This window comes from Streptomyces sp. NPDC033165 (genome assembly GCF_055577965.1).
In genome coordinates this window covers 68,839-93,029 of the sequence record NZ_JBVIPK010000002.1, presented here as the reverse complement: position 1 = coordinate 93,029, position 24,191 = coordinate 68,839, and the positions used below count along the sequence as shown (strand labels likewise).

Sequence of the window (24,191 nt, the reverse complement as noted above, 5' to 3'; positions counted from 1 at the left end):
CACGCTCGGGGCTGTTCGCACCCGGCCTGTCAGCAACGGACGAGGAGCCCCAAAGCGATGACGATCACCACGCCCCATTCCCGCCCCCATTCCCGCCCCCACTCCCACCCCCTTCCCCGCACCCTTCTCCACCGGACCGCCGCCGTTCTGGCCGCAGCGGCCGTCGCCCTGACAGCGGCCGGCTGCTCGGACGGCGGCGGCACCAGGAACGGCGGATCGGCTTCCTCCTCGAAGAAGACGGAGGAGGACCAGGCGCTGGAGCACCGCAAGTGCCTGCGCGAGCAGGGCCTGGACATCAAGGAGCCCAAGTCGGGCGAGGCCGGCGTCGGCCTCACCGTGGACGGCGGCAGCATGAGCAAGGAAAAGATGGAGAAGGCGTTCAAGGCCTGCCAGGACAAGGCGGTCGGCGGCGGCCCCAAGGAGCTGACCCAGGCGGAGAAGGACAAGATGGTCGCCTTCGCCCGGTGCATGCGCGAGAACGGCATCGACATGCCCGACCCGAAGTTCGACGGCGGGGCGATGCAGGCGGCGCCCGCGATGAAGCCGAAGGACATGAAGAAGTTCGAGAAGGCCAACAAGGCGTGCGAAAGCGTGGGCCGATGAGGCGCGGACGGGCCGCGGCCGCAGCGGTGGTGGTGCTCGCCGTGGCGGCGGGTTCGCTAGCGCTCACCCGGCTCGGTTCCGGCGAGGAGGGCGACGGAGGGGCGAGGGACACCGGGCTGCCCCCGGCCACGGCACCGGTCGAGCGCGGCGATCTGCGCGACAGCGCGCAGGCGGACGGCACGCTCGGCTACGACAGGGAGCGCAAGGTCAACGCGGGCGCGGCGGGAACCATGACCTGGACGCCGCGCACCGGCTCGACCGTGCGGCGGAACGAGCGGCTGTACGAGGTCGACGGCCGTCCGGTCCGCCTGATGTACGGCTCCGGGCCCATGTACCGGACGCTGAAGCCGGGTGACAAGGGCCGGGACGTGGAGCAGTTGGAGCGCAATCTCGCGGAGCTCGGCTACACGGGCTTCACCCCGGACGACGAGTACACCGAGCTGACGGCGGCGGCCGTCAAGCGCTGGCAGAAGTCCCACGACGCGAAGCGGACCGGGAAGGTGGGGCCGCAGGACATCGCGTTCGCGGCGGGGAAGGTCCGGGTCAAGAGCGTCGAGGCAGGGGTCGGCGAGCAGGCCCAGCCGGGCGCCCCGGTCCTCGTCACGACCGGCTCCGAGCGCATCGTGACCTTCCGGCTGGACGTGGCCGAGAGCCAGTTGGCCAAGGCGGGCACGAAGGTCACGGTGGATCTGCCGGACGGCACCACCGCGCCCGGGAAGGTCTCAGCGGTCGGCCGGACGGCGAAGCCGGGCGACGACCCGCAGGACGACAGCCCCAAGGTCACGCTGACCGTCTCGTTCGACAAGCCGGACGACATCGGCGGGTTCGACCAGTCCCCGGTCACGGTCAGCCTGACCGGCGAGACCCGCAAGGACGTCCTGACGGTCCCGGTGAACGCGCTGCTCGCCCTGCCCGGCGGCGGCTTCGGCCTCCAGGTCGTCCAGGGCGGCACGGTCCGCGAGGTGAAGGTCGAGCTCGGCATGTTCGCCGAGGGCCGGGTGGAGGTCTCGGGCGGCGGGCTGCGTGAGGGTACGAAGGTCGGGGTGCCGAAGATATGAGCAGGCACGCGGATACGAGCAGCCACGCGGGTACGGGCACGGACGCGTACGCCGGTACGGGCACGGATACGGATACGGCCCCCGGCACGAGCGCGGCCCCCGGCACGAGCGCGGCTCCCGGCACAAGCGCGTACGCCGGTACGGATACGGACGCATACGCCGGTACGGGCACGGACCCAGGCACGGGCACGGGCACGGACGCGGCCCTCCGCACCCGCACGGTCGTCGCCCTCTCCGGCGTCACCAAGGAGTACCCGGGCCCGGTCGCCGCGCTGCGCGGGGTCGACCTCACCGTCGAGGAGGGCGAACTCCTCGGCATCGTCGGCCCCTCCGGCTCCGGCAAGTCCACGCTGCTGCACATCATCGGCACCCTGGACCGCCCCACCGCCGGGTCCGTTCACATCGCGGGCCACGACGTGGCGGCCCTCTCCGACCGCCGCCTCTCCGCGCTGCGGGCCCAGCACGTGGGCTTCGTCTTCCAGGCGTTCCACCTGGTCCCCGGCGTCAGCGCCCGCGACAACGTGGCGGAGGGCCTCCTCTACTCCGGCCTGCCCCGCTCCGTACGCCGCCGCAAGGCCGCCGAGGCGCTGGAGCGGGTGGGCCTCGCGGACCGCGTGGACCACAAGCCGCACCAGCTCTCGGGCGGCCAGAAGCAGCGGGTGGCCATCGCCCGGGCGGTGGTCGGCGAACCCGCGCTGCTGCTGGCCGACGAACCGACCGGGGCGCTGGACTCGGCGTCCGGGGAAGCGGTGATGCGGCTGCTGCGCGACCTCAACCGGGAGGGGGCCACGATCGCGGTCATCACGCACGACACGGAGATCGCGCGGGAGCTGCCGCGCGAGGTGCGCATCCGGGACGGCCAGGTGGTGGCGGACGTACGGAATCCTTCCTCCGTACCGTCCACGGTGACGGGGGCGGGCCGGTGAGCCGCACGGGCCGGGGCCGGCTGAAGGCGGCCCGGCTGGGCCCCCGGGACGTACTGCACGTGGGCTCGGCGGGCCTGCGCAGCCGCCCGATGCGGGTGGTGCTCTCGGCCCTGGGCATCGCCATCGGTATCGCCACGATGATCTCGGTGGTCGGCATCTCCGCCTCCAGCCAGGCCCAACTGCTCCGCGAACTGGACAAGTTGGGCACGAACCTCCTCGTGGCCTCGCCGGGCGAATCGATGTTCGCCGGTGAGGACGTCAAACTGCCCGAGGAATCGGTGGGAATGGTGGGCCGGATCAAGGGCGTGCAGGAGGTCGGCGCGACGGCCGACCTGGACACGACCGTGCGCCGCAACGAGAAGATCGACGAGGGCGATACGGGCGGGATCTCCGTCAAGGCGACCACGGCCGATCTGCTCCGCGTCCTGCGGGGCGAGGTCAGCAGCGGCAGCTGGCTCAACGCGGCGACCGGCCGCTACCCCTCCGCCGTACTCGGCCATGTCTCCGCCGAACGCCTCGGCGTCACGAAACCGGGCCAGCAGGTGTGGCTGGGCGACCGGTACTTCACGGTCGTCGGCATCCTGGCCCCGCTCCCGCTCGCCCCGGAGATCGAGCGCTCCGCCCTGATCGGCTGGGAGGGCGCGAAACGCCTGCTGTCCTTCGACGGCCACCCGACGTCGGTGTACGAGCGCTCGACGGACGCGGCGGTCAACGACGTACGCAAGGCGATGGCGGCGACGGTCGACCCGCGGAACCCGCAGAACGTGAAGGTGACCGACCCGTCGTCGGCGCTCCGCGCGAAGGCGGCGACCGAGGGGGCGTTCAGCAGCCTGCTGCTGGGCCTGGGCGGCATCGCGCTGCTGGTCGGGGGCGTCGGAGTAGCCAACACCATGATCATTTCAGTCCTGGAACGCCGGTACGAGATCGGCCTGCGCCGCTCCCTGGGCGCGACCCGGGGCCAGATCCGCGTCCAGTTCGTCACGGAGTCGCTGATGCTGTCCGGCCTGGGCGGCCTGGCGGGCGTGGCCCTGGGCGCGGCGGCGACGGGGGTCTACGCGTCGTCCGGCGGACTGCCCTGGGTGGTCCCGCTGTGGGCGGTCGGCGGGGGCTTCGGCGCGACGCTGGTGATCGGCACGGTGGCGGGCCTCTACCCGGCGGTCCGGGCGTCCCGCCTGTCCCCGACACTGGCGCTGCACGCGGCATGAGGGGTTCCCTCTCCCCCGGCCCGCCATGGGGTTCCCTCTCCCCCGGCCCGCCATGGGGTTCCGTCACTCCCGGTCCGCCGGGGGTCCCCCTCTCCCGGTCCGCCAGGGGTCCCTCCTCCCCCGGTGTCCGACGGGGGAGGAGGGACCCCGCGGTGGCCAGTGGGGTTCACACCCCCTTGGTCACCAACGCCAGGTCGACCGCCCCCGCGACCCGGGCCGCCACCGTCTCCGCGTACGCCGTGTCCTGGCGTTCGAACGCGGCCCGGTTCGCCGCGCGCAGGAACGTCAGGACGCCGAGCGTCCGGCCCCGGCTCCGGAGCACCGCGCAGAGGGCGTGCGCCGCGTCCCGGGGCCAGCGGCGCTCGGCGGCCCAGGCCGGGCCGGAGCCCCCGGCGGCCGCGCTCGTACGGACGGTGCCGGTGCGTTCGACGCACTGGAGGGCGGGGTGGCCGGGGGCGTAACGGGCCGGGATGGAGCCCCCCGCGACCAGCAGACACGGGCCGGGCGCGTCGGAAGGCGTGGCGGCCGTGCGCACCAGGCGCTCGCCCGCCATGAGGTCGACCAGGACGTGGTCGGCGAACCCGGCCAGCGCGAAGTCGAGCAGGGAGGTCGCCGCCTCCATCGGGTCCTCGCACTCGGATGCCGTACGGGCGGCCCGGTGGAGCTGGCTCGTCCGGAACCGCAGCCGGTCGGCCTCCTGTTCCGCGAGCTTGGCAGCGGTGACGTCCCGGAAGAGCCACCCCACCCCCAGCGGAACCGGCTCCTCCGTCAGCGGCGAGGCCAGCCGCAGGAACCCGCTGCGCCAGCACCGGCGGCGCTCGCCCTCCGCCGTCCGCAGCGTCACCCACAGCTCGGCCGGGGCGCTCGGCGCGCCCTCGGCGAGCACATGGTGCAGGGCCGCCTCCAGCTCCTCGACGCCCTGGACCACCAGCTCGCCGAGCGGACGTCCGAGCAGGGCGGTGCGGCCGCCGCCGAGCGCGCGGGAGGCATACACGTTGACCACCGTCGGGCGCAGGTCGACATCGACGAGCACCACACCCCAGGACGCGTCCTCCAGCAGCGCCTCGCTCAGCGCGATGGCCCGCTCCAGGTCGATCTGGGCGTGCACCTCGCTGAACGCGCAGTACACCCCGGCCGGTTGCCCGTCGGCGCCGCGCACCCCGGCGGACTGGGTCCGCACCAGCACCCGCCCGCCGTCCTTGCGCAGCAGCGCGAACTCGTGCACCTGCCGCCCGGGCGCCCCCATGGCCGACATCAGCCGCGTCTGCACCTCGTCCGCGTCGGCCCGGCGCGCCGCCCAGCCCGCGAAGCCCGTACGCCCCACGGCTTCCTGCGCCGACCAGCCGAGGATGCGTTCGGCCTCGCGGTTCCAGTGGGTGACGGTGCCGCCCGCGTCGAACGCGCAGAGCGCGGCGTCCATGCCGTCGAGCAGGGCGGCCAGCAGCTCGGACCCGTCGGGCCCGGAGCCCGGCAACTCCCCCTCACCGGAGACCGGAAGACCTGGACGCACCGGGCCGTCCGGGGGCCCGCTGCCGGGACCCTCGTCCGGCCCGAGCTCGTCCGTGGTCCCACTGCTCCTGGAAGCACCCACTCCGTACCCCCCGCAGAACGTGTCGGCTGTTCTCCCACGCGTCGCCGCGCGTATTGCTGCACGTCAGCCCATTCAACTCGAACGTGACCCAGCACACATCAACTTCACCGAAATCATTTCCCGGATCGACGCTTTTCCGATGGATTCACGCCACTCCGGGGACACGTACGGGACACAACGGGGACGCCGGGCCGGAGTTCGCCGGCGACACCACGGTGCGTGGCGGGGACGACACACGAAGTCCGCCGGGCACACCCACCCCCGGGGGCGGTCTGCTCGTCGTCCAGGACGGCCGGGCCACCCCGGTGCGGGACGGACGGGAGGCCACCGGCTTCAAGCTCGTCGATCCACGGAAGGCCGGGGCGCGCCGGGCCTGCCCCGCGCCGCCGAATAATTCGGTTGAACCCCGATCCGGACCGCTCCTACTCTGACGGCACACAGGAAAGGAGGTGTTCCGGAAGTGATTTCTCTTCGGACTCGTGAGGTGGCTGCGGGCTGACGCCCGACGTCGCGCTCTTTCTGCAGTGCAGGCCGGACGCCGGCCAATCCCAAGCAGTCACCGACCCGCAGGCTCGCCGGTAAGTCCGGCCGGCTCCTCTGTGCACGGAGGAACCAGAGCCTGCGGGTTTCTGCGTTCAAGGGGGTCGATCGGGTCGATCAGGTCGAGCCGACTACAGGATTCGTGCGTTCAAGCGGGTCGAGCCGGTCGCGCGGGTGATGGCGGATTACGGGCAGAGCCGCTCGACCCGCCAGGCGGCACCGGGGGCCGCCCCGCCCTCCCGTACGTACCGCAGCCGGTCGTGCAGCCGGTTCTCGTGCCCCTGCCAGAACTCGATCGTCTCCGGGGCGACCCGGAAGCCGCCCCAGTGCGGCGGGGCCGGGACCTTCTCGCCCTCGGGGTAGCGGGCGGCCAGCTCCTCGTACCGGGTGATCAGCTCCTCGCGGGAGCCGACCACGGTGGACTGGGCACTGGCCCAAGCGCCGAGCTGGGAACCGTGCGGGCGGGTGCGGAAGTAGCCGACGGTCTCCTCGCGGGGGACCCGGGCGGCGGTGCCGGTGACGATGACCTGGCGGGCCATCGGGTGCCAGGGGAAGAGCAGCGAGACGTACGGGTTGGCGGCCAGCTCGCGGCCCTTGCGGGAGTCGTAGTTCGTGAAGAAGACGAAGCCCCGGGCGTCGTACTGCTTCAGCAGCACGGTGCGCGAGGACGGCCGTCCGTCCGGGGTGGCGGTGGAGACGATCATCGCGTTGGGCTCGTACAGCACCCCGCCGACGGCGACCTGGCGGAACCAGCGGGCGAACTGGTCCATCGGGTCGGGGCTGAGGTCGCGCTCGGTGAAGTCCTCGGAGCGGTACTGCTCGCGCATGACGGCCGGATCGATGACGAGGTCGTTGCGGGACCCCTCATCGGAGGCGGCCGGGCGAGTTGCCGCATCATCCGGTGCGGGCACAGCGTGATCCGGATGCGGCACGGAGTGATCTGATGTGGGCACGGCCCCATCCTGCCGCAGCGGCCGAGTGTGCCCCGCTCCGAGGGGCCGTAACCACACGGCGGCGAAATGGAGCCCTGTGCCGGATGTCACGCTTCCCCGCATCGGAGGAACCCGCCAATATCTTGGGGCAGGCCTCTGTGGCCTTCGCACAGCACAGCCCGACGCAGCGCTGCGCAGCCTGCCGCTCATCGCCTGTCGCCCACCGCCCGCCGAACTGAGGGAGCCGCCTGATGTCCGACTTCGTACCCGGTCTTGAAGGAGTCGTCGCGTTCGAAACGGAGATCGCCGAACCGGACAAGGAAGGCGGTTCGCTCCGCTATCGCGGGGTCGACATCGAGGACCTCGTCGGCCATGTCTCCTTCGGGAACGTGTGGGGCCTGCTGGTGGACGGGGCGTTCAACCCCGGCCTGCCGCCCGCCGAGCCGTTCCCGATCCCGGTGCACTCGGGTGACATCCGGGTCGATGTCCAGTCCGCGCTGGCGATGCTGGCACCCGTCTGGGGTCTGAAGCCGCTGCTGGACATCGACGAGACGACGGCCCGCGACGATCTGGCGCGAGCGGCGGTGATGGCCCTGTCGTACGTCGCCCAGTCGGCACGCGGCCAGGGGCTGCCGATGGTGCCGCAGAGCGAGATCGACAAGGCGGAGTCCGTGGTGGAGCGGTTCATGATCCGCTGGCGCGGCGAGCCGGACCCCAAGCACGTCAAGGCGGTCGACGCGTACTGGACCTCGGCGGCCGAGCACGGAATGAACGCCTCCACGTTCACGGCCCGGGTCATCGCGTCGACGGGCGCGGACGTCGCGGCCGCGCTGTCCGGCGCGGTGGGCGCGATGTCGGGCCCGCTGCACGGCGGCGCCCCGTCCCGCGTCCTCGGCATGATCGAGGAGATCGAGCGCACGGGCGACGCGACCGCGTACGTGAAGCAGGCCCTGGACCGGGGCGAGCGCCTGATGGGCTTCGGCCACCGCGTCTACCGCGCCGAGGACCCGCGCGCCCGCGTGCTGCGCCGCACGGCCCGCGAACTGGCCGCGCCGCGCTTCGAGGTGGCGGAGGCACTGGAGAAGGCCGCGCTGGAGGAGCTGCACAACCGCCGCCCGGACCGGGTCCTGGCGACGAACGTCGAGTTCTGGGCGGCGATCGTGCTGGACTTCGCGGAGGTCCCGGCGCACATGTTCACGTCGATGTTCACGTGCGCCCGTACGGCGGGCTGGTCGGCACACATCCTGGAGCAGAAGCGCACGGGCCGCCTGGTCCGCCCGTCGGCGACGTACGTGGGCCCGGGGACGCGGGACCCGCGCGAGATCGAGGGATACGCCGACATCGCGGGCTGACGGGGTGGGGCGGGGTCGTCGAACGAGCCGGTACGGGCGTCATGGCGGGGCGCCCGGCGGTCCGGTCGCCCCCGGCCTGACCCGCGCGGCGGCAACGGCCGTGGGCGTCACCCCGCCTGAGCACCCGCCATGGGCAGGGTGACTTCGAAGCAGCAGCCGCCCGCCACGTTGCGTACGGCGGCCCGCCCCTGGTGAGCCTCGACGATGCCCGCCACGATGGCCAGGCCGAGCCCCGCTCCGGCCGGCGGCGTACGGGCGTGGTTACTGCGCCAGCCGGTGTCGAAGACACGCGGCAGGTCCTCCTCGGGGATGCCGCCGCAGCCGTCGGTGACCGACAGGACGACACCGTCCTCGGTGCGCTGAGCGGCCACCGCGACGGTGCCGTCGGCTGGGGTGCGGCGGATCGCGTTCACGAGGAGGTTGCCCAGAACGCGGCTCATCTCCTTGCTGTCGACCTCCACCGGCACCCGGTCGACGGCCTCGCCCACCAGTCGTACGCCGTGCTCCTCGGCGAGCGGGTCGACCCCGGCCATGGCATCGGCGACCAGGTCGTAGACCGAGATCCGGGCGAGACTCAGGGCGAGCGCGCCCGCGTGAATGCGGGACAGCTCGAAGAGGTCGCCGACCAGTGTGTCGAGGCGTTCGACCTCGGTACGGATCTGGCGCAGATAGCGATCGGGGTCGGCGGCCACACCGTCCTCAAGGGCCTCGGACATGGCGCGCAGACCTGCGAGCGGGGTACGCAGGTCGTGCGAGATCCAGGCCACCAGCTCGCGCCGTGAGGCCTCCAGGGCGCGTTCACGGTCCCTGGACTCCGCCAGCTTGGCACTGCTGGACGCCAGCTCCGCGCTCAGCGCCGTCAGCTCCGCGGTCGCCGCGTGCACGGGCGCGGAGAAGCTTCCTCCGTCACCGAACGAGCGGGCCGCCTCGGTCAGGGCCACACTGCGGGCGACCACCCAGCGGCCGAGCAGCAGCGCGGTGGCCAGCGAGACCGCGGCGGCCATCGCCAAGACGATCACGATGACGTTCAGGTCGTGCGGCGACAGGAACATCTCCCAGGCCACGGCCAGCGTTCCCAGCAGCATCGCGAGGACCGCGACGGCCGCGACGACGGTGAGAACGACCACGAGGGATCGGCGCCTCAGCAGCCGCAGGGCCAAGGCACCGAGGAGGCCGGCCACGGCGGCCCCCAGGAAGGCCAGGAGGGCGATGATGAGGATGTCCAGCATGAGGTCAGCCTTCGGTCGTCGTGGAGCGTCCGGGTCGGCCGGGCCGCACGGGGCGGTCTGGGCGTCCGGGTCCGTCGGGCGGCGCGGAACGGCCCGGGCGTTCAGGTCCGCCGGACAACGCGGAACGGCCCGGGCGTTCAGGCCCGCCGGACAACGCGGAACGCCCCGAACGTTCAGGCCCGCCGGACAACGCGGAACGGCCCGGGCGTTCAGGCCCGCCGGGCCGCGCGGAAGGGCCCTCGCCCGCCTCGTCCGCCACGTCGAGGCGGTACCCCATGCCCCACACCGTCTGGATCAGCCGCGGCCTGGCCGGGTCGTCCTCGACCTTCCCGCGGAGCCTGCGGATGTGGACCGTGACGGTCGACAGGTCGCCGAACTCCCAGCCCCACACCTCACGCATCAGCTCCTCACGGCCGAGCACCCGCCCCGGGTTGCGCAGCAGGTAGACCAGCAGATCGAACTCCCGGATGGTCAGAGTCAGCTCGGCCTCCCCCTTCGACACGTGGCGTGCCACCGGGTCCACCCGGAGACCGTCCGCCAGCAGCGGCGCCCCGGGGTCGGAGGCCGGACCGGTGCGGCTGCGGCGCAGTACCGACTCGACGCGCAGAACGAGCTCGCGGGGACTGAACGGCTTGGTGACGTAGTCGTCGGCACCCACTTCCAGACCGAGGATGCGGTCTTCCTCGTCGCCGCGCGCCGTAAGCATGATGACCGGCACCGGGCCCTCGGCACGCAGTCGGCGGCAGACCTCCAGACCGTCCATACCGGGCAGCATCAGATCCAGGACCACCAGGTCGGGCCGGTGCAGCGCGGCGCACTCCAGGGCCGCCGGCCCGTCATCGGCGCGGATGACCTCGTACCCGGCACGGCTCAGGTACCCCGCGACGACCTCGGCCACGGTCAGGTCGTCGTCCACGACGAGCACGCGCAGCCCGGCGTCCAGCGGTGATGTCTGCATGCCCTCAGCCTCGCACCGGCCCGGGCGGACCGGGTAGGCAGGACCCCGGCCCGGCCGTCGACGTCCCGGTTTCGTAAGAACCTGAAGCCCGTTTCGTCCATTCATCCTTCGTAGGGTGAATCCCACGCCTCCCGCCCTCTCCGGGCAGTGACTCCGCCGCGGCGGCACCCGCCCGGCAGGTCGAAGAAGAACAGGAACCGTGACCATGCCCGACCCGACGCCCCGAGACACCCCGAAGCGACGGCCCTGGAGTCGGCCGGTGATCGTCGGCGCGCTGATTGCCTTCGCACTGGTTGCGACCGCGGGGCTGTACTGGTTCCAGCCCTGGAAGCTGTGGCAGGACGAGACGGTACGCGAGGAGCTGGTCGTGCCCACCGCCCCGCCGCAGACCGCGCCCCCTGCCCCGGGCGCCTCCGCGCCCACGCCCCCGCCGGGGCCGACGACACTGGCGACCGGCGAACTGATCAGCCACGAGCACCGCACGACCGGCACGGTCAAGGTGGTGCTCCTGCCCGACGGCTCACGGACGCTGCGCCTGGAGGGCCTGGACACCAGCAACGGCCCCGACCTTCAGGTGTGGATCACCGACGCCCCGGTCAAGGAGGGCACGTCCGGCTGGCGCGTGTTCGACGACGGCGCGTACGAGAACCTCGGCAAACTCAAGGGCAACAAGGGCGACCAGAACTACGCCCTGCCGACCGACATCGATCTCGACCGGTTCACGAGCGTAAGCATCTGGTGCGCCCGCTTCAGCGTCTCCTTCGGGGCAGCCGAACTCAACCCCGCCTGAGCCCGCCTGAGCCCCGCCTCAACCCGGCCCGACCCCCGCCTGAACCCGGCCTGAACCCGGCCTGCGGACGGTCGCCGGGCGGTCGCCGGGCGGTACGCGGGGACGGGGCAGGCCGATCCCCCACGCGCCGTCCGGCGAGAGGCCGTACCCGGAAGCGCTGGCTGCGAGCCGTCGCGAACGGAACGGACACCGCTTGATGCGGCATAGATTCCTTCGCATGGGATCGCAAGAAGCAACTACAGCCGCAGACGTGCACACTTCGACCGTGCACACGTCGACCTCGTCCTGGCAGCAGCCCTGTCCCCCTCCTGCCTCGCCCGAACGGAGCCGCCTGGTCTCGTCGCTCGCGGACCGGGTCCTGACGGGCGGAACGGGCCGCCTGCTCGTAGGAATCGACGGCTTCACGGCAGCGGGAAAAACGAGCTTCGGCCACGAACTGGGCGCAGAGATAGCCAAGTCGGGCCGCCCCGTGCTGCGGGCCACGCTCGACGACTTCAAGAACCCCTGGAAGGACCGCCATCTGTACGACCGGGAGTCCGGCGAGGGCTACTACCGCAACGCGTACGACTACGCCACGGCCAAGCGCCTCCTCCTGGACCCCTGCCGCTCCCCCGAGGCGGCTTCCTGCGCTCTCTGCTCGATCGACCCCCTGACGCAGAAGGACCACACGGCCGAAAGGACCCCGCTCACCCCGGACTCGGTGCTGATCGTGGACGGCGTCTTCGCGTTCCGGCCCGAGATCGACGCGTACTGGGACTTCCGCATCTGGATGGACGTTGACGCCGAACTCTCCGTACGCCGGGGCGCGGAGCGCGACCAGGACTGGGCGGGCTCGGACGCGGAGGCGATCCACCGCGACCGGTATCTGGCGGCCGAGCGCATCTACCTCGACGATGTGGACCCGCTGCCGGGAATGGACGCGGTCGTCGACAACACGGATTTCGCACGCCCGAGGCTGGTGCCGCCGCCCTCCGCCTCCTCGCGGTAGTCCTTGCCCTGAGCCCTCACGGCCCCGAACTGCGCGGCGATCGAGGGGCCAACCGGGGGCGTCCGAAAGCGCCTCCGCCCCGACCGCTGACGTTCCGGAATGGGAATCAGCCCTGCCTCCCACCACGAGGGCCCAGCCTCGCGCGGGAAGGAACTCCACACGGAGCCGACGCGCCTGGTTCCGAAGCCTGCGGGAACATAAGCCGGCTTCATGGTTCTTGCAGGCCAGGCGTTGGCCGCAATCTGGCTGATAGCTGATTGCAGATGCGATGCGGAGATTGGTAGACAGGGACACACATGCGTTCGCGCGCATGTTCGTGCGAAGTGCCGGGGGATGTCGTGAAGTTCGATACGGGGGCGGCGGGACTGTCGGCGTGGCGTCGCATTCGCAGGGTGCGCGTACGGATCTCCATCTGCCTTACGCATTCGGCGTTGGTGAAGAAGGACGACGCCGCTGCACAGACTCTGAGGCGGGCGAAGACTGCGTTCGACAGCGGCGGCTGACACAGGGACGGTTCGCTTTCGCCCGCCGTGCGGGGTGGGCCGGGTTTCGTTGTACGTACGGGGGGCGTGGATGACCGGGTGGGATATCAAGCCGCAGGGTGTGCAGAGCCAGTTGAAGGTGGTCGGTGTGCATGCCGGTGAGCTGGAGAAAGCGCTGACCGCATTATTGGCGGATCTGGCAGATGCCGCGCGGGCGGCGGGTACGGCGGTGCCGGGTGGGGTGGAGGCGGGTCAGCCGGTGGGGCCGTTGGCTCCGGGGGTCCGGCTCGGTCCGGTGGCGGGGAGTGTGACGCACTCGGCGACGGGTCCGGTGGCAGCCGCGCTGGGCGAGTACGTGCAGGCCCGGCAGCCGCAGCTGAAGTCGATGGCCGAGCGTATCCAGGCGGCGGTTCTGGGTGCGGCGACGGCGACGAACGAGTACGTGGAGGGTGACCTCGACACCGCGAAGCAGGCGCAGAACGCGGCGAAGTCGGTCCGCCTGGAACCGGCAAGGCCCTCATCGCCTACGACCAACGGGGCCAGAACCCCGCCCGCGCCGGCGGTGCGGTCACCTTCAACGCCCTGACGACCGTCTTCACCGGCGGCGCGGGAGGAGCGGTCTCCGGCACGGGCAGAGCCTCCACCACGGCCAAAGCCCTGTCGCTCGCCAACAGGACCGGCCGGGCCGTCGACCCCACCACCTACCTCATCAAGAGCGCGGGCGCAGGCCTCACCAAGATCAGCGACGTCATGACCGGCCTCAAAGGCACCGGCAACATCAACGTCCCACCCCTGCCGGAGAACGTCTTCACCCTTCCCGAGGGCGGCATCCGGCTACCCGACGGCACGGTGAGCCTCCCCGCAGGCACCGCAATTCCGGATGGCGCGATCCGCCTCCCCGACGGCACGATCAAACTCCCCGACGGAGTCGCCGCCCTCCCCGAAGGCACCGTCGAATCACCCTCCGACGAGGGACCTGCCTACATCGGCCGCGATGGCAGCCTCTACAACCAGAACGGCAGCATCGCCCAACACGCCGACCAGGCCCACAAGGGCGCCGACACGGATGGACCACGCGTCGACACTGCCACGGAGCCTGCCCTGGCAGGCCCGGGCCGAGTCGGGGCCGACTCCGGCAGCAACAGGCCTCTCCGTATCCGCAACGGTCTTGACGATGCCAACCGAGCCGGAAGCGACCCTCCCGGCCGAATCCAAACCAGCGGTGCGACTTCCGGTGCAAGGCCAGATGGTGACGCTGGTGGATTCACCGGACGAGAGGGTTCACCCAACCATGAGGTGTTCGATACCGGCGGCAGTGGCCCACGTACACCCGACAGCCCTCCTGCCCACAGTGGTGGTGCCGACGACGGACTCGGCCGGGGAGAGGGTTCTGACCAGCCCTACCTGGAGGGTTCCTCACAGGTGAGGCCGGACGGCGGCAGATATGTGGAGGAGCCTGCTCCCGAGGACATCGCTGCGGCACGGTTTTATGATCAAGTGCGCGCTGATCCCTCGTCTCTGGATATCGGGACCATTTCTCGGAGGACGGGCGTGCACGCGGATGTCCTGGACCGAGTGCGGACCCACTTCTTCCTGACCGAGCACGTGGTGACCGATGCCCCCGGCAGTGCCCGAAAGGCCTACTTCACGCCACGGCGCGATGTCGCTGAACTCTGGGAGGCGGCGAGGCAGCGCGACCTGTCCCCTGAAAGTCAGAAGCGGGCGAGTTGCACCATCCGCGCCCCGAATCGACAACCAGGCGTTGAAGTAAAATTGGATGTCAGGGCGGGAGAACAAACCGACCTCGACCTGATGGCCCGAGAAGTAGACAGAGATGCTCACGGCTACCGATACAAGGACTCCAATAGCCCGAATAGGGTCGTTAAAAGATCCTGGACAACACGAAACAGATTCCAACTCGTATGCCCCTTGGACGCGCACCATGACGTTCTCGTACAAGGGAACGACCAAGGCTTCTTCGGGACCGGACAAGTAGTCACCGACGACACTCACCGCCGCTCTCCAAGCCGAAGTCAACGCCTGTGCGGCGGAGATGGCCGAGTAGCGTGACGGGCGCGGGCGTCGCCTGGTGGTCCGCAACGGCCATCACCGGGCGAGGCTGCTGATGGGTGTGCGCGCGGACGGCACGACGGAGCTCATCCCCCTGAGCGACAGCTACCGTGAATCAGCCGACTCGTGGGCTGGCCTGCTGCGCGACTGACACCGGCGCGGGATGCACGCTCCCGTTCTGGTGGTCGGCGGTGGGGGACTCGGATTCTCCCAGGTCCGCGGCAGGCGGGGAACGCACCGCAACTCGTCGCTCTCGTCCGCGCTGGCGCCCGCTTTGGGCGTGGACAGCTCGCCGAACGCCCGGCGGCCCGCATCGTGTGAGGCGCGTGCCGGCACGACGTGAAACGCGATGGACACGATGATCACAGCGGCCGTACTCTCGGCCGGTCCCAGTCTTCACACGTCCGAAGAGGTGCATTTGATGACGGTCCAGGTGCTCGCGGCCAACTCCGGTCGGCCGCATGGCCCAGCCGTTCTGACCAACACGGACCGAAGGAACCCTAGTAGTGGATCTGCCACGTAGCTTCACCATCCGCGAGAGCAGCCATCGCATCTGCAACCCGTTCACCAGCGAGAAGCTGACCAACCTGGGTCAGGCCGTCAGCCCGTCGCCGGGCACCCGCATGCTCGACCTCGCCTGTGGCAAGGGCGAGATGCTGTGCACCTGGGCCCGCGACCACGGCGTGGTCGGCACCGGGGTCGACATCAGTACCGTCTTCATCGACGCCGCCCGCGGGCGGGCCGTGGAACTGGGCGTTGCTGACCAAGTCGGCTTCGTACACGCGGACGCCTCGGGCCATATCGCCGACGATCCCGTCGACATCGCCGCCTGTGTCGGTGCCACATGGATCGGCTCTGGCGTGGCGGGCACCGTCGAACTCCTGCGGCGCAGCCTCGCACCCGGCGGCATGATGCTGATCGGCGAACCGTACTGGCGCCGCGAGCCTGAGGACCAGACCGTCGTCGAGGGCTGCCGTATGGCGCGTAAGGACGACCTGCTCCCGCTGCCAGAACTGCTCGAACAGTTCAGGGCCCTGGGCTGTGATGTCGTCGAGATGGTCCTGGCCGACCAGGACAGCTGGGACCGGTACGTCTCGGCACAGTGGCTCAACATCCGACGCTGGCTCGACGCCAACCCCGACGACGAGCTCGCCGCGGACATGCGTACGGAACTCGCCGCGGCACCCGTCCAGCATGCCAGGTACCAGCGCGAATACCTCGGGTGGGGCGTGTTCGTCCTGATGGACCGCTGACACACCACTCCTCGTGAGCCCCGGCGCCACCTGCCGGGGCTCACCCCCGTGGCACCGCGCCCCAACTCCCTTGGGACACCGCAGGCCTGGCTACGCGCCACGCGATCCACAGATCCTGGCCATTACCGTCGGCTGTCGCCCGCCCGGTCCCTGGCGGAACTCCCGGGTCAGGGCTTGGAAGAGGGAGAAGTTGGGGGTCAGCCGTACGGAGGCGACTTCGGTGTTACGGCGCCCGATCGCGTGGACCGCGATGGAGCCGTCCTTCACGTCCACGCTCCCGACCTGGCTCCAGATGGACTCGTGGAGTGGGTCACAATGCTGATCGTCACCCGTGAGGCCGACCGACGCTGCAAACTCCGGCCGTCCCAGCGCGATAGTCGGCCTGCTCGTCGCACGCAGCGGGTCTGCTGAGGAGGCTACGGGACCACGATCCCGACTTCGTCCTGCTCGACGGCACCCTCGCCGAGTGCGACCGGGGTCACGGCGTCCCCCGCCTGAAATCCTGGCGGATCTTCCGCAAATGCCGCTACAGCCCCAACCGAATGACGCCAATCGCCAAGGCCGTCCTCACACTGGAGCTGCAACGCTGAAGAACCTCGATTAATTTTGGTAAGAATAATTTCAGTTCACGACGTCACCGTAGTTGACATTCAGAACCTTCCCCGTTTCTGCGTTTATCATGACCGATGCTCCTTGATCGACAGGAACTTCCTCTGGGCTGACCTCCGCTGGCGGGAGTGCGAAGTTGATCGCCCACCGCGTCTCCCAATCTCCTTCTTCGTTCTTTTGTACGAGCACTTCCGAACTGTCGAACTTTCCATTCGGGACGCTATTGGAGGCGATTCTCTTGGCCTGCGCAGCAGTTATGCTGTGGGGAGGTGGAACTACGGGGCCAGGCTCGTTGCGTCCCGTAAAGGAGGAGATGCGCCCGCTTTGCTCTACTACGACATCCATCCGCATCGGCATAAGGACACCTTCCACTCGCTTCCGCCACCCGACCATCTTTTGCCCGGTGCCTGGAGCGATCGGGTTCACCATCGGCTGACTCCCTGCGAGCGCCCAGGGGAACCTAGAACGGACGAACAGTTCTGCCTGCCGAATGGCGTCATCATCTGATTTTATAGGACTATTTTCTACGCCAGGCAGTGAATCCGCCAGAGTGGACCCCGTTACGAACGATTCGGATTCGGTAAAATTCAAGAATCCGTCCTCCAGGGTCACGAGAGTCTGGTCCTCTTGGCCATTATCGCCCCTCATGTGCTGAATGCTGGAAATTCCGACCTTGCCGCCATAGATTTTTTTGACCACCTCTCTGGCCTTCTCCTGCTGCGCGGAACTTGCTTGCGTCAGTTCCAACACCTCGGTGAGAACCGGAGTAACAGTCATAGAACCAACTACGAGTATGACTACAGCACTTCCGAAGAGAGTGCTGGCGGCACGGGAGAAATCCCGCCTATTCAAGGCCCTATCCTGTACGCCGAACTTCTTCTTGAGCACGAGAACGGCTGCGGTCGCCCCGAGCACGGCTCCCAAGCCGTTAGCCACTAGATCCTCGGAAGCGCACGAGCGACCCATATGCGGAGTAACCGCCTGTACAAGTTCAGTGGTCGCCGAGAGTGCAATGCAGCTTGCTGTGATCAGGGCAGGACGACGGAACAGGACAACGGCCAAGAAGGCAAGCGGAAAGTACATGGCGATGTTCATCAAGCCCTGCTGAGTTAGCAGTGGCGTGAACGGATCGCGGTTGATCCAGCAAGCACCCGACGCGTCAGCGGAAGCGTGAATCGGGTAAAGCGTGGCGACGAGTTCCCCTGCAACAGCCCACCCGAGAAGCACTGCGAGGGACTGTGACCAATTTCGCCTGCGGGCCACACGGAAAAGCAAAGAACTAAGAATAAGGCCGAAGGCAAGGAAAGTAGGAACCAGCCATGGGTTCCCCTGGAGAATCGCGCTGATCACAGGAGCCTCGGTATAGCATCGAAGAGTAGGGAATGGAACAGCCCTGCGGGCCGCACCTGCAGAGGTGCGGCCCGCAGACAGTGACAATCAGCAGCTGTTGACCGGCGGGGTCTGGAAGGTCTGCTGGCCAGTCACCTGCATCCGGCCGACTGCAGATGCACAGGAGGTAAGCACATACGCGTTCTTCCACGTGGAGCGCTTTGGGGTCTTGGCCGACTGCTTGAAATAGCCTGCCCAGCGGTTCGATCCGTTGTAGCTATAACCGAATCTGGCATTGATTGCCGAGCCTGAATCCTTCCGGTACGCAACGACTATGTTCATCCGATTCTGGACCGTGGAATCCATCGACAGGAAGATGCTCAACTGTCCGCTGCTCAGCGAAGTGCATGACGTCACATGGCCACAATTCCCTGCTGCGGCTGCCGGCGACGCCCCCATTCCGAGCGCCAGGACGCTGCCCATAGCCACAAACGCAGCCGTCTTCTTCCTGGGTTCCCCTTTATTTTCACGAAACCAACACTTGCTTGCATTGTGAACCTACACGGTCACCAATTGCCCGTCCAGAGGCTTCAACAAGCGCCACAATCATCCCACATTCGAGGGAAAGTAATTTTTAGGGTGAGTGGCAAAAATCCACTTATACTGGGAAAGGTTCAGGAGGATTTTACATATTGCCCCTTTTGCCTATCCCGGGCAATCGTGGATCGGCTCGAACTTGCCCATTCCTCTCTCACTGTCGAGGATTACTTTCTGCCAAAGTTGTCTTATTTGGCTCCTGAGTGGGTCGTTCCAATTCGTTGTTGAGTGTTTTCGGATTGGCCACTGACGGGATGACTGCGGCGAGGGCACCCGGCACGAGGCACCCGTGCCGTCGAGAGAGGTGCTCGACGTCTCAACTCAGCAGCACAGGTGCCTCGTTGGTCTCCAATTCTGCCGCACTCGACCTGTCCTATACGTTGGTCGAGCGGGTTACCATGCTCATCGTCACCATCGACTTGTCCAGCCGCACCCTGCAACACCTCTCCGGTCTTCTCTCAGGTCACCGCCGTCGGATCGGCTCGCGGTAGCGTCGCCTGACCTGCGGCTGGCAGGCCCTGCTCGTCCTTGCACACCTGCGCTGCGGCGACACCTACGCCCGTCTCGCAGCTGGCTTCCGCATCTGGATCGCCACGGCCTACCGCTACATACGCGAGGCCGTCGACCTCCTGGCCGCCCTCGCGCCCACGCTGGAACAGGCCATGACGGCTGTCCGGAAGAAGGCGTACGTGATCCTCGACGGCACCGTGCTCCCGATCGACCGCATCGCCGCAGACCGGCCGTACTACTCCGGAAAGAAGAAGCACCACGGGATGAACGTGCAGGTCCTCGCCGATCCCGCCGGACGCCTGGTCTGGGTCTCGGACGCACTGCCGGGAGCCACACACGACCTGACGGCGGCGCGGGCCCACGGCATTCCCGCCGCCCTCGCCGCGGAGGACATCAAGTGCTGGGCCGACAGTGATGATGGTTCATGGCGTCACCGACAGATCTGTCCCTTGGGCTGACTGACCGGAGTCAAGGCGTACCAGGGAGCCGGCCCCGCGATCCGCGTTCCGATCCGTGGCAGCCCCTGCGCGGCTGGCGCCGACGTCACAACCGGGACCACGCGAAGGTCCGCAGACTCGGTGAACGCGCCATGGCGATCCTCAAGCCCTGGCGGCTCCTACGGAAGCTCCGCTGCAGCACCACCCGGATCACAGCCCTCGTCCGAGCCATCGTCGCCCTCGAACTCGCCTCCTGATCAAGATGGGAAGGGCTCACTGTGACCGCCGCTGCAGGCTGCCCACCAACGCGCCCTCGTCGCTCTGGTGTACCTGCGCAAGCGCGACACCCTGACCCAGATAGCCGTCGGCTTCGGGGGCCCGGTCGGCACCGCCCACGCCTACACCACCGCAGTGATCGACCTCCTGGCCACCCAGGCGCCCGGCCTGCTCAAGGTCCTGCGCGAGCACGAACCGCACTGCGCACTGCTCGATGGCACGCTCGCCGAGTGCGACCGGGTCGGTGACGGCCGAACTGAGCCTTCGCACAAGCACCGTCGCCACGGTGTGAACGTGTAGGTCGGCACCGATCCGACCGGGCAGGTGCTGTGGATCTCGCCGACCTTGCCGGGCCAGTGCCACGAACCAACTGCGGCCCGCACTCGCCGGATCCTCCGGATCTACGGACGCCAGGGCGTCCCGATCCTGGCCGGCCGCGCCTACACGGGTGCCGGCCCCTGGGGCACCAATGGACGCAGACGCCCACTAGGCGGGCAGATGCCCCCGCCAGAGCGGACGGTCAACCGGGCAAGGGCCACGTCCCGAGCGCCCATCGAACGTGGGATGGCACGACTCAAGTCCTGGAACATCTTTCGCGGATCGCGATGCAGCCCGAACCGCATGACGTCAATCGCCAAGGCCGTCCTCCCCGGAGAGGCAGCGCTGAAAGCGCTCACTTTCCCACCCAACAGCCCACGGGCGAGGAATGAACAGGAACCGAAGAGACAGGAACGGCGTGGGAATGGTCACGTGGCGTTTGGACCCAATTCCCGCTGTCGGCCCGTTGGTTGCCGCAGACTCGGCCGTAGACCAACCGTCGTCCTGGAGGACCACCGTGAAGATCCGCCCACCGTTCGTCGTCCTGCTCGCCGCGTCCGCCGCCGCCCTCACCGCCTGTTCCGGGTCCGGGCAGGAACTTGGGTACGGGGAGGAGGCCACCGGTGACGGCGTCGATGTGACGGTGGTGAGGGTGGAGGCGGGAAGCGCCGGGGATCTCGCCTCGTTGAAGGACGCCGCGAAGTACGACGGGCGGACGCCGTATTACTTGCACTACCGCGTCACCAAGACCAAGGACGGCTCCGTCGAGGGCCCCTCCTTCGACGTCGCCAACGACAAGAATCGGCTCACCCGTCTGAGCATCCTGCCCAGCTTCCCCACCCCCACCGTCGGCGACGACGGTGAGCTGAGCTACTCGCCGGCGCCGAGGTTCGACAAGTGCACCGGTGACCAGTCCTCCTCGGACTTCAACAAGGCCCCCAAGGGGGAGACGTACGAGGCATGCAGCATCTACCTCAGCGCCGAGGGCGACACTTCGGCACCGTCCGAGGTGACGTGGGTCGAGGGTGCCAAGAACGAGACGGTCGCCGTCTGGAAGTGATCATTCCCGGCCCCGGATCACGGACTTCGCGGCACGGATTGCGGGCCCCGGGTCGCACGGGGCACAGGGCTCGAACCCCGGCCCCGAGCCCCGGTTGCAAGCCCCGAATCCCGAGTCCCGGGATTCGGGTGCCGGGATGCGAGACCCGGGGTTCGAGCGCCTTCTTTAACTGGTAGGTAGATGAAGGGGGTTGGGAGAACCTCCCTACCTCCCCCACCCCGTCACGGCCAGGAAGTATGACTAATCGTGACAGCTTGCGGCGCAGCGTCACGACTGCTTACGGTTCGAGAACCAAACGACCCCGACGCGGTGTTGCCACACCAGGCCGGGGTCTCACCGCAAGACGACTACCCAAGAAAGTCGATCCCGTGGCTATCAAGCAGCCTAGCTCCGCCCTGCACGCCCCCGCACACTCCACCGCGTACCCGATGGCCAAGCCCGGATACGGCAAACGCACCGCACCGGACCAACATGCCCGTACGCGCCACGACTTCGCCCTACTGCCGACGCGCGAGCGGTACGTGGCCGGGTTCGTCGACCACCTCCCCGAGGGCGCGGCGATGAGCGTGAAGCACCTCGCCAAACAGCTCCCGCTCTACGGGCAGCAGGCCATCTCCACCGCCCTCACCGCCCTGTCCGTCGCCGGGCATCTGCGACGCGTACGGTGCCCGGTCGTCGGCGCGGGCGACGAGACCCGCTGGGTCTACCGCACCTTCTGGTCCCGCACCGCCCGCGACAACGCATGGTGGAACACCTACCTCGCCACCGAGCACAGCAGCCTGGCGGACAGCTCGGGCACCTCCGCCCCTCCGCCGCCCTGGGTACCGGCCGAGGAGCCGCCGGGGCCCGCACGGCCGGAGGCTCCTCGCGGAGAAGCCGCCCGAGAGACGCCTGAGCCCCCGCACGCGGACGCCGCCCCGGCGCGCGCGGAGCCCGCAAAGTCCTCGGCCGCCACCTCCGTACCGGAACAGCGCGCCGCCTCCGCGCCGAACTTGGACCAGGGCACGGCTCCAGCAGCACACCACTCCCCCGCCTACCTCGCCCTGGCTCGACTCGGCCGCCGGGACCACCGCCTGGCGTTGTCCGCCGACGACTGCGCCGCGCTGGAGGCTCAGGCCACCGAATGGCTCGCCCGGGGCGTCGGCGCCGAGTACCTGATCACTGCTCTCACCGCGGGGCTCCCCGCCCACGTCGACATCCCGGTCCGCTTCGTACGCCGACGCCTCGCCGACAAGATCCCGCCGCGGCTGCCCACCGAGCCCGCCGCACCAGGAGCCCCCGCCCGCCGCGTCCTGGTGGAGTGCACCGAGTGCGGCGCCCCCGGCCGCCCAGAGGCCCTCCCCGACGGCCTCTGCCGTCCGTGCCGCGCCGACCACCAGCCCGGGGCGGGGGCCGATGCGCCCCCTCCCCGTCCCACTGAGGCACCCTCCGACGCCCCCGACATCGGGGCCTCCATCGCAGGCCTCCGCGACATGCTCAAGGCCCCTTAGACAGGCGCATTGATCACGCGGCGTTGTGCCGGTGGCGGAGCTGAACCGCCTTGCCCGATCCGGCCGGACCCCACGACGGGGCTGTTCGTGGTTTGCGGAGGGGCCGGGGCGGCCGTCGTCGTGAACGGCCCGCCGACGAGGGGGGTTAGCCCTACCTTGCATGGGCCCGCTGCCCGGATCGATGGATCGATCTTGAGCCCGCAGGCTGGACACATCGGGATTTCCGAGGCATCCAGCGGTTGCACCAGGAGGGTTCTCCATGACCGATCGTGCGCATCAGGTCCGGCGTGTTCGTACCGTGTCGTCGGCGGCAGTTCGTGCCGTGTCGTCGTCAGCGGGCCGAGGGCGGCGGCGAGGCATCGCCATGGCGGCCGTGATGGCTGCCGCCCTGGCCGTGGTCGGCACGCTGCCCGCGTCCGCGGCGTCTCAGGGCCACGGCCGGGGTGGCGTCGTACAGCAGGGGCTGGACCGCCTGGTCCACGACGACAGGTACCCCGCCGCCTTGGCCGCCACCGTCGGCCGTGACGGCCGTACCCGTCACTACACGTCCGGCGTCGCGGACCTGAGGACCGGAGCGAAGGTACCGGTCGACGGGCAGGTACGGGCGGGGAGCAACACCAAGACCTTCGTCGCCACGGTCGTCCTCCAACTGGTCGGCGAAGGCAAGGTCGCTCTCGACGACCCGGTGGAGGACTACCTGCCGAACCTGGTGCGGGGCGAGGGCATCGACGGCAACCACATCACCGTACGCCAGTTGTTGCAGCACACCAGCGGGCTGCCCAACTACACCGACTTCATGACCGACGAGGACCTCGCCGGGGAGGGCCGCCACACCTACGTCCAGCCCCGCGCCCTGCTCGACGCGGCGTTCGCGCACAAGGCGGACTTCGCTCCCGGGACCGGCTGGAAGTACAGCAACACCAACTACATACTGGCCGGCCTGATCATCGAGAAGGTCACCGGCCGCCCGCTGGCCGAGCAGATCACCGACCGGGTCATCGACCGCATAGGGCTGCGCCGCACCTACTTCCCCGGAGTGGGCGAGGAACGCATCCGGAAAGCCCACCCCAAGGGCTACTTCGCGGCGAAGCCCGGGGCGCGGCTGAAGGACGTCACGGAGCTCGACCCCTCCTGGGGATGGGCCGCCGGACAGATGGTCTCCACCCCCGGCGACCTGAACCGCTTCCTCACCGCCCTGCTCGGCGGCAAGCTCCTCGCTCCCGCACAGCTCGCCCAGATGCGCACCACCGTCGGGATCGGCGACAGTGACTTCGAGGACTCCGGCGTCCGGTTCGGGCTGGGGCTGACCAGTACGCCGCTGAGCTGTGGCGGCCTGATGTGGGGGCACGGCGGCGATATCCCCGGCTACGCCACGCGCCCCGCAGCCACCGATGACGGCCGCGCCGCCGCGATCGCCGTCACCGCCAACCGGGCGCCCACCGAGCAGGGCCCCGGCCATGTCGACGCCCTCCTCGATACCGCCCTGTGCACGTGACGGCGAGGCGGGCGTGCCTCACTTCCCCGGGGCCGCTCAGCACTCCAGCCGAGGTCGTCGTCCTGACCGGCGAGAGCCGGTGCGGGCAGGGGT

Annotated in this window: 20 protein-coding genes and 4 pseudogenes; 17 read left to right on the top strand and 7 right to left on the bottom strand. The window is 69.3% G+C overall.

Features of this window, described 5'->3' with window-relative positions:
* Nucleotides 1-57: 57 nt before the first annotated feature.
* From ACZ5WC_RS04705 to ACZ5WC_RS04690, 4 genes are all read left to right on the top strand, one after another.
* Complete coding sequence (locus tag ACZ5WC_RS04705) at nt 58-603, top strand: hypothetical protein (protein WP_468539488.1); 546 nt, start codon at nt 58-60, stop codon at nt 601-603.
* Complete coding sequence (locus ACZ5WC_RS04700) at nt 600-1,661, top strand: efflux RND transporter periplasmic adaptor subunit (RefSeq protein ID WP_468539487.1); 1,062 nt, start codon at nt 600-602, stop codon at nt 1,659-1,661. Before ACZ5WC_RS04705 ends, ACZ5WC_RS04700 begins: the two co-directional genes overlap by 4 nt.
* Before the next feature lie 272 nt (nt 1,662-1,933).
* Nucleotides 1,934-2,587 (top strand): ABC transporter ATP-binding protein, encoded by a 654-nt coding sequence (locus ACZ5WC_RS04695; protein WP_468539945.1) that lies wholly within the window; start codon nt 1,934-1,936, stop codon nt 2,585-2,587.
* Entirely contained in the window at nt 2,584-3,792 is a 1,209-nt protein-coding gene (locus ACZ5WC_RS04690) for an ABC transporter permease (protein WP_468539486.1), read from the top strand. The genes ACZ5WC_RS04695 and ACZ5WC_RS04690 overlap by 4 nt, the downstream gene beginning before the upstream one ends.
* 166 nt (nt 3,793-3,958) lie before the next feature.
* On the opposite strand, the gene ACZ5WC_RS04685 is transcribed toward ACZ5WC_RS04690, so the two are convergent.
* Together ACZ5WC_RS04685 and pdxH are read right to left on the bottom strand one after the other, a co-directional pair.
* Nucleotides 3,959-5,383 carry a PAS domain S-box protein gene (locus tag ACZ5WC_RS04685; RefSeq protein WP_468539485.1) on the bottom strand — a complete coding sequence of 475 codons (1,425 nt, stop codon included), beginning with the start codon at nt 5,381-5,383 and terminating at the stop codon, nt 3,959-3,961.
* Nucleotides 5,384-6,108: 725 nt separating this feature from the next.
* A complete protein-coding gene (pdxH, locus tag ACZ5WC_RS04680) occupies nt 6,109-6,750 on the bottom strand; it encodes a pyridoxamine 5'-phosphate oxidase (RefSeq protein WP_468539944.1) in 642 nt (213 codons plus the stop codon).
* A 356-nt stretch (nt 6,751-7,106) separates the two neighbouring features.
* Here pdxH and ACZ5WC_RS04675 point away from each other — a divergent pair, with 356 nt between their 5' ends.
* Entirely contained in the window at nt 7,107-8,207 is a 1,101-nt protein-coding gene (locus tag ACZ5WC_RS04675; RefSeq protein ID WP_468539484.1) for a citrate synthase 2, read from the top strand.
* A gap of 107 nt (nt 8,208-8,314) precedes the next feature.
* Here the strand turns inward: ACZ5WC_RS04675 and ACZ5WC_RS04670 are convergent, their stop codons facing one another.
* Both ACZ5WC_RS04670 and ACZ5WC_RS04665 read right to left on the bottom strand, forming a co-directional pair.
* Complete coding sequence (locus ACZ5WC_RS04670) at nt 8,315-9,436, bottom strand: sensor histidine kinase (RefSeq protein ID WP_468539483.1); 1,122 nt, start codon at nt 9,434-9,436, stop codon at nt 8,315-8,317.
* Nucleotides 9,437-9,440: 4 nt separating this feature from the next.
* A complete protein-coding gene (locus ACZ5WC_RS04665; RefSeq protein ID WP_468539482.1) occupies nt 9,441-10,394 on the bottom strand; it encodes a response regulator transcription factor in 954 nt (317 codons plus the stop codon).
* Between the two features lie 205 nt (nt 10,395-10,599).
* Here ACZ5WC_RS04665 and ACZ5WC_RS04660 point away from each other — a divergent pair, with 205 nt between their 5' ends.
* From ACZ5WC_RS04660 to ACZ5WC_RS04635, 6 genes and pseudogenes are all read left to right on the top strand, one after another.
* The gene (locus ACZ5WC_RS04660; protein ID WP_468539481.1) at nt 10,600-11,184 is read left to right on the top strand and encodes a DM13 domain-containing protein; all 585 of its coding nucleotides are present in this window, start codon (nt 10,600-10,602) and stop codon (nt 11,182-11,184) included.
* A gap of 265 nt (nt 11,185-11,449) precedes the next feature.
* Nucleotides 11,450-12,172 carry a nucleoside/nucleotide kinase family protein gene (locus ACZ5WC_RS04655; protein ID WP_468539480.1) on the top strand — a complete coding sequence of 241 codons (723 nt, stop codon included), beginning with the start codon at nt 11,450-11,452 and terminating at the stop codon, nt 12,170-12,172.
* Nucleotides 12,173-12,745: 573 nt separating this feature from the next.
* Nucleotides 12,746-13,240, top strand: coding sequence for a DUF6507 family protein (locus ACZ5WC_RS04650; RefSeq protein ID WP_468539479.1), 495 nt, complete (start codon nt 12,746-12,748; stop codon nt 13,238-13,240).
* Between the two features lie 164 nt (nt 13,241-13,404).
* Nucleotides 13,405-14,724, top strand: a complete 1,320-nt coding sequence (locus tag ACZ5WC_RS04645; protein WP_468539981.1) for a hypothetical protein — start codon at nt 13,405-13,407, stop codon at nt 14,722-14,724.
* Nucleotides 14,663-14,872 (top strand): annotated as a pseudogene (locus ACZ5WC_RS04640) (IS256-like element IS6120 family transposase); the annotation flags it as partial. The gene ACZ5WC_RS04645 and the pseudogene ACZ5WC_RS04640, both read left to right, overlap by 62 nt.
* A 358-nt stretch (nt 14,873-15,230) precedes the next feature.
* A complete protein-coding gene (locus tag ACZ5WC_RS04635; protein ID WP_468539478.1) occupies nt 15,231-15,977 on the top strand; it encodes an SAM-dependent methyltransferase in 747 nt (248 codons plus the stop codon).
* Nucleotides 15,978-16,067: 90 nt separating this feature from the next.
* Here ACZ5WC_RS04635 and ACZ5WC_RS04630 read toward each other — a convergent pair whose 3' ends face one another.
* Complete coding sequence (locus ACZ5WC_RS04630; protein ID WP_468539477.1) at nt 16,068-16,250, bottom strand: hypothetical protein; 183 nt, start codon at nt 16,248-16,250, stop codon at nt 16,068-16,070.
* Between the two features lie 42 nt (nt 16,251-16,292).
* Here ACZ5WC_RS04630 and ACZ5WC_RS04625 point away from each other — a divergent pair.
* Nucleotides 16,293-16,567: pseudogene (locus ACZ5WC_RS04625) on the top strand (hypothetical protein).
* Between the two features lie 31 nt (nt 16,568-16,598).
* On the opposite strand, the gene ACZ5WC_RS04620 reads toward ACZ5WC_RS04625, so the two are convergent.
* Together ACZ5WC_RS04620 and ACZ5WC_RS04615 are read right to left on the bottom strand one after the other, a co-directional pair.
* Nucleotides 16,599-17,813 carry a VanZ family protein gene (locus ACZ5WC_RS04620; RefSeq protein ID WP_468539943.1) on the bottom strand — a complete coding sequence of 405 codons (1,215 nt, stop codon included), beginning with the start codon at nt 17,811-17,813 and terminating at the stop codon, nt 16,599-16,601.
* A 210-nt stretch (nt 17,814-18,023) separates the two neighbouring features.
* Nucleotides 18,024-18,398: a hypothetical protein gene (locus ACZ5WC_RS04615; protein WP_468539476.1), complete on the bottom strand. Its 375-nt coding sequence runs from the start codon at nt 18,396-18,398 to the stop codon at nt 18,024-18,026.
* A 512-nt stretch (nt 18,399-18,910) separates the two neighbouring features.
* Between ACZ5WC_RS04615 and ACZ5WC_RS04610 the strand changes: the two are divergent.
* The 5 genes and pseudogenes from ACZ5WC_RS04610 to ACZ5WC_RS04590 all read left to right on the top strand — a co-directional run bounded on the left by ACZ5WC_RS04610 (nt 18,911) and on the right by ACZ5WC_RS04590 (nt 24,098).
* Nucleotides 18,911-19,716: pseudogene (locus tag ACZ5WC_RS04610) on the top strand (transposase family protein).
* Between the two features lie 23 nt (nt 19,717-19,739).
* Nucleotides 19,740-20,402 (top strand): annotated as a pseudogene (locus tag ACZ5WC_RS04605) (transposase); the annotation flags it as partial.
* Nucleotides 20,403-20,570: 168 nt separating this feature from the next.
* Nucleotides 20,571-21,113: a hypothetical protein gene (locus ACZ5WC_RS04600; protein WP_468539475.1), complete on the top strand. Its 543-nt coding sequence runs from the start codon at nt 20,571-20,573 to the stop codon at nt 21,111-21,113.
* 368 nt (nt 21,114-21,481) lie between these two features.
* A complete protein-coding gene (locus tag ACZ5WC_RS04595) occupies nt 21,482-22,603 on the top strand; it encodes a MarR family transcriptional regulator (protein WP_468539474.1) in 1,122 nt (373 codons plus the stop codon).
* A 364-nt stretch (nt 22,604-22,967) separates the two neighbouring features.
* Nucleotides 22,968-24,098, top strand: a complete 1,131-nt coding sequence (locus ACZ5WC_RS04590) for a serine hydrolase domain-containing protein (protein WP_468539473.1) — start codon at nt 22,968-22,970, stop codon at nt 24,096-24,098.
* Nucleotides 24,099-24,191 lie beyond the last annotated feature (93 nt).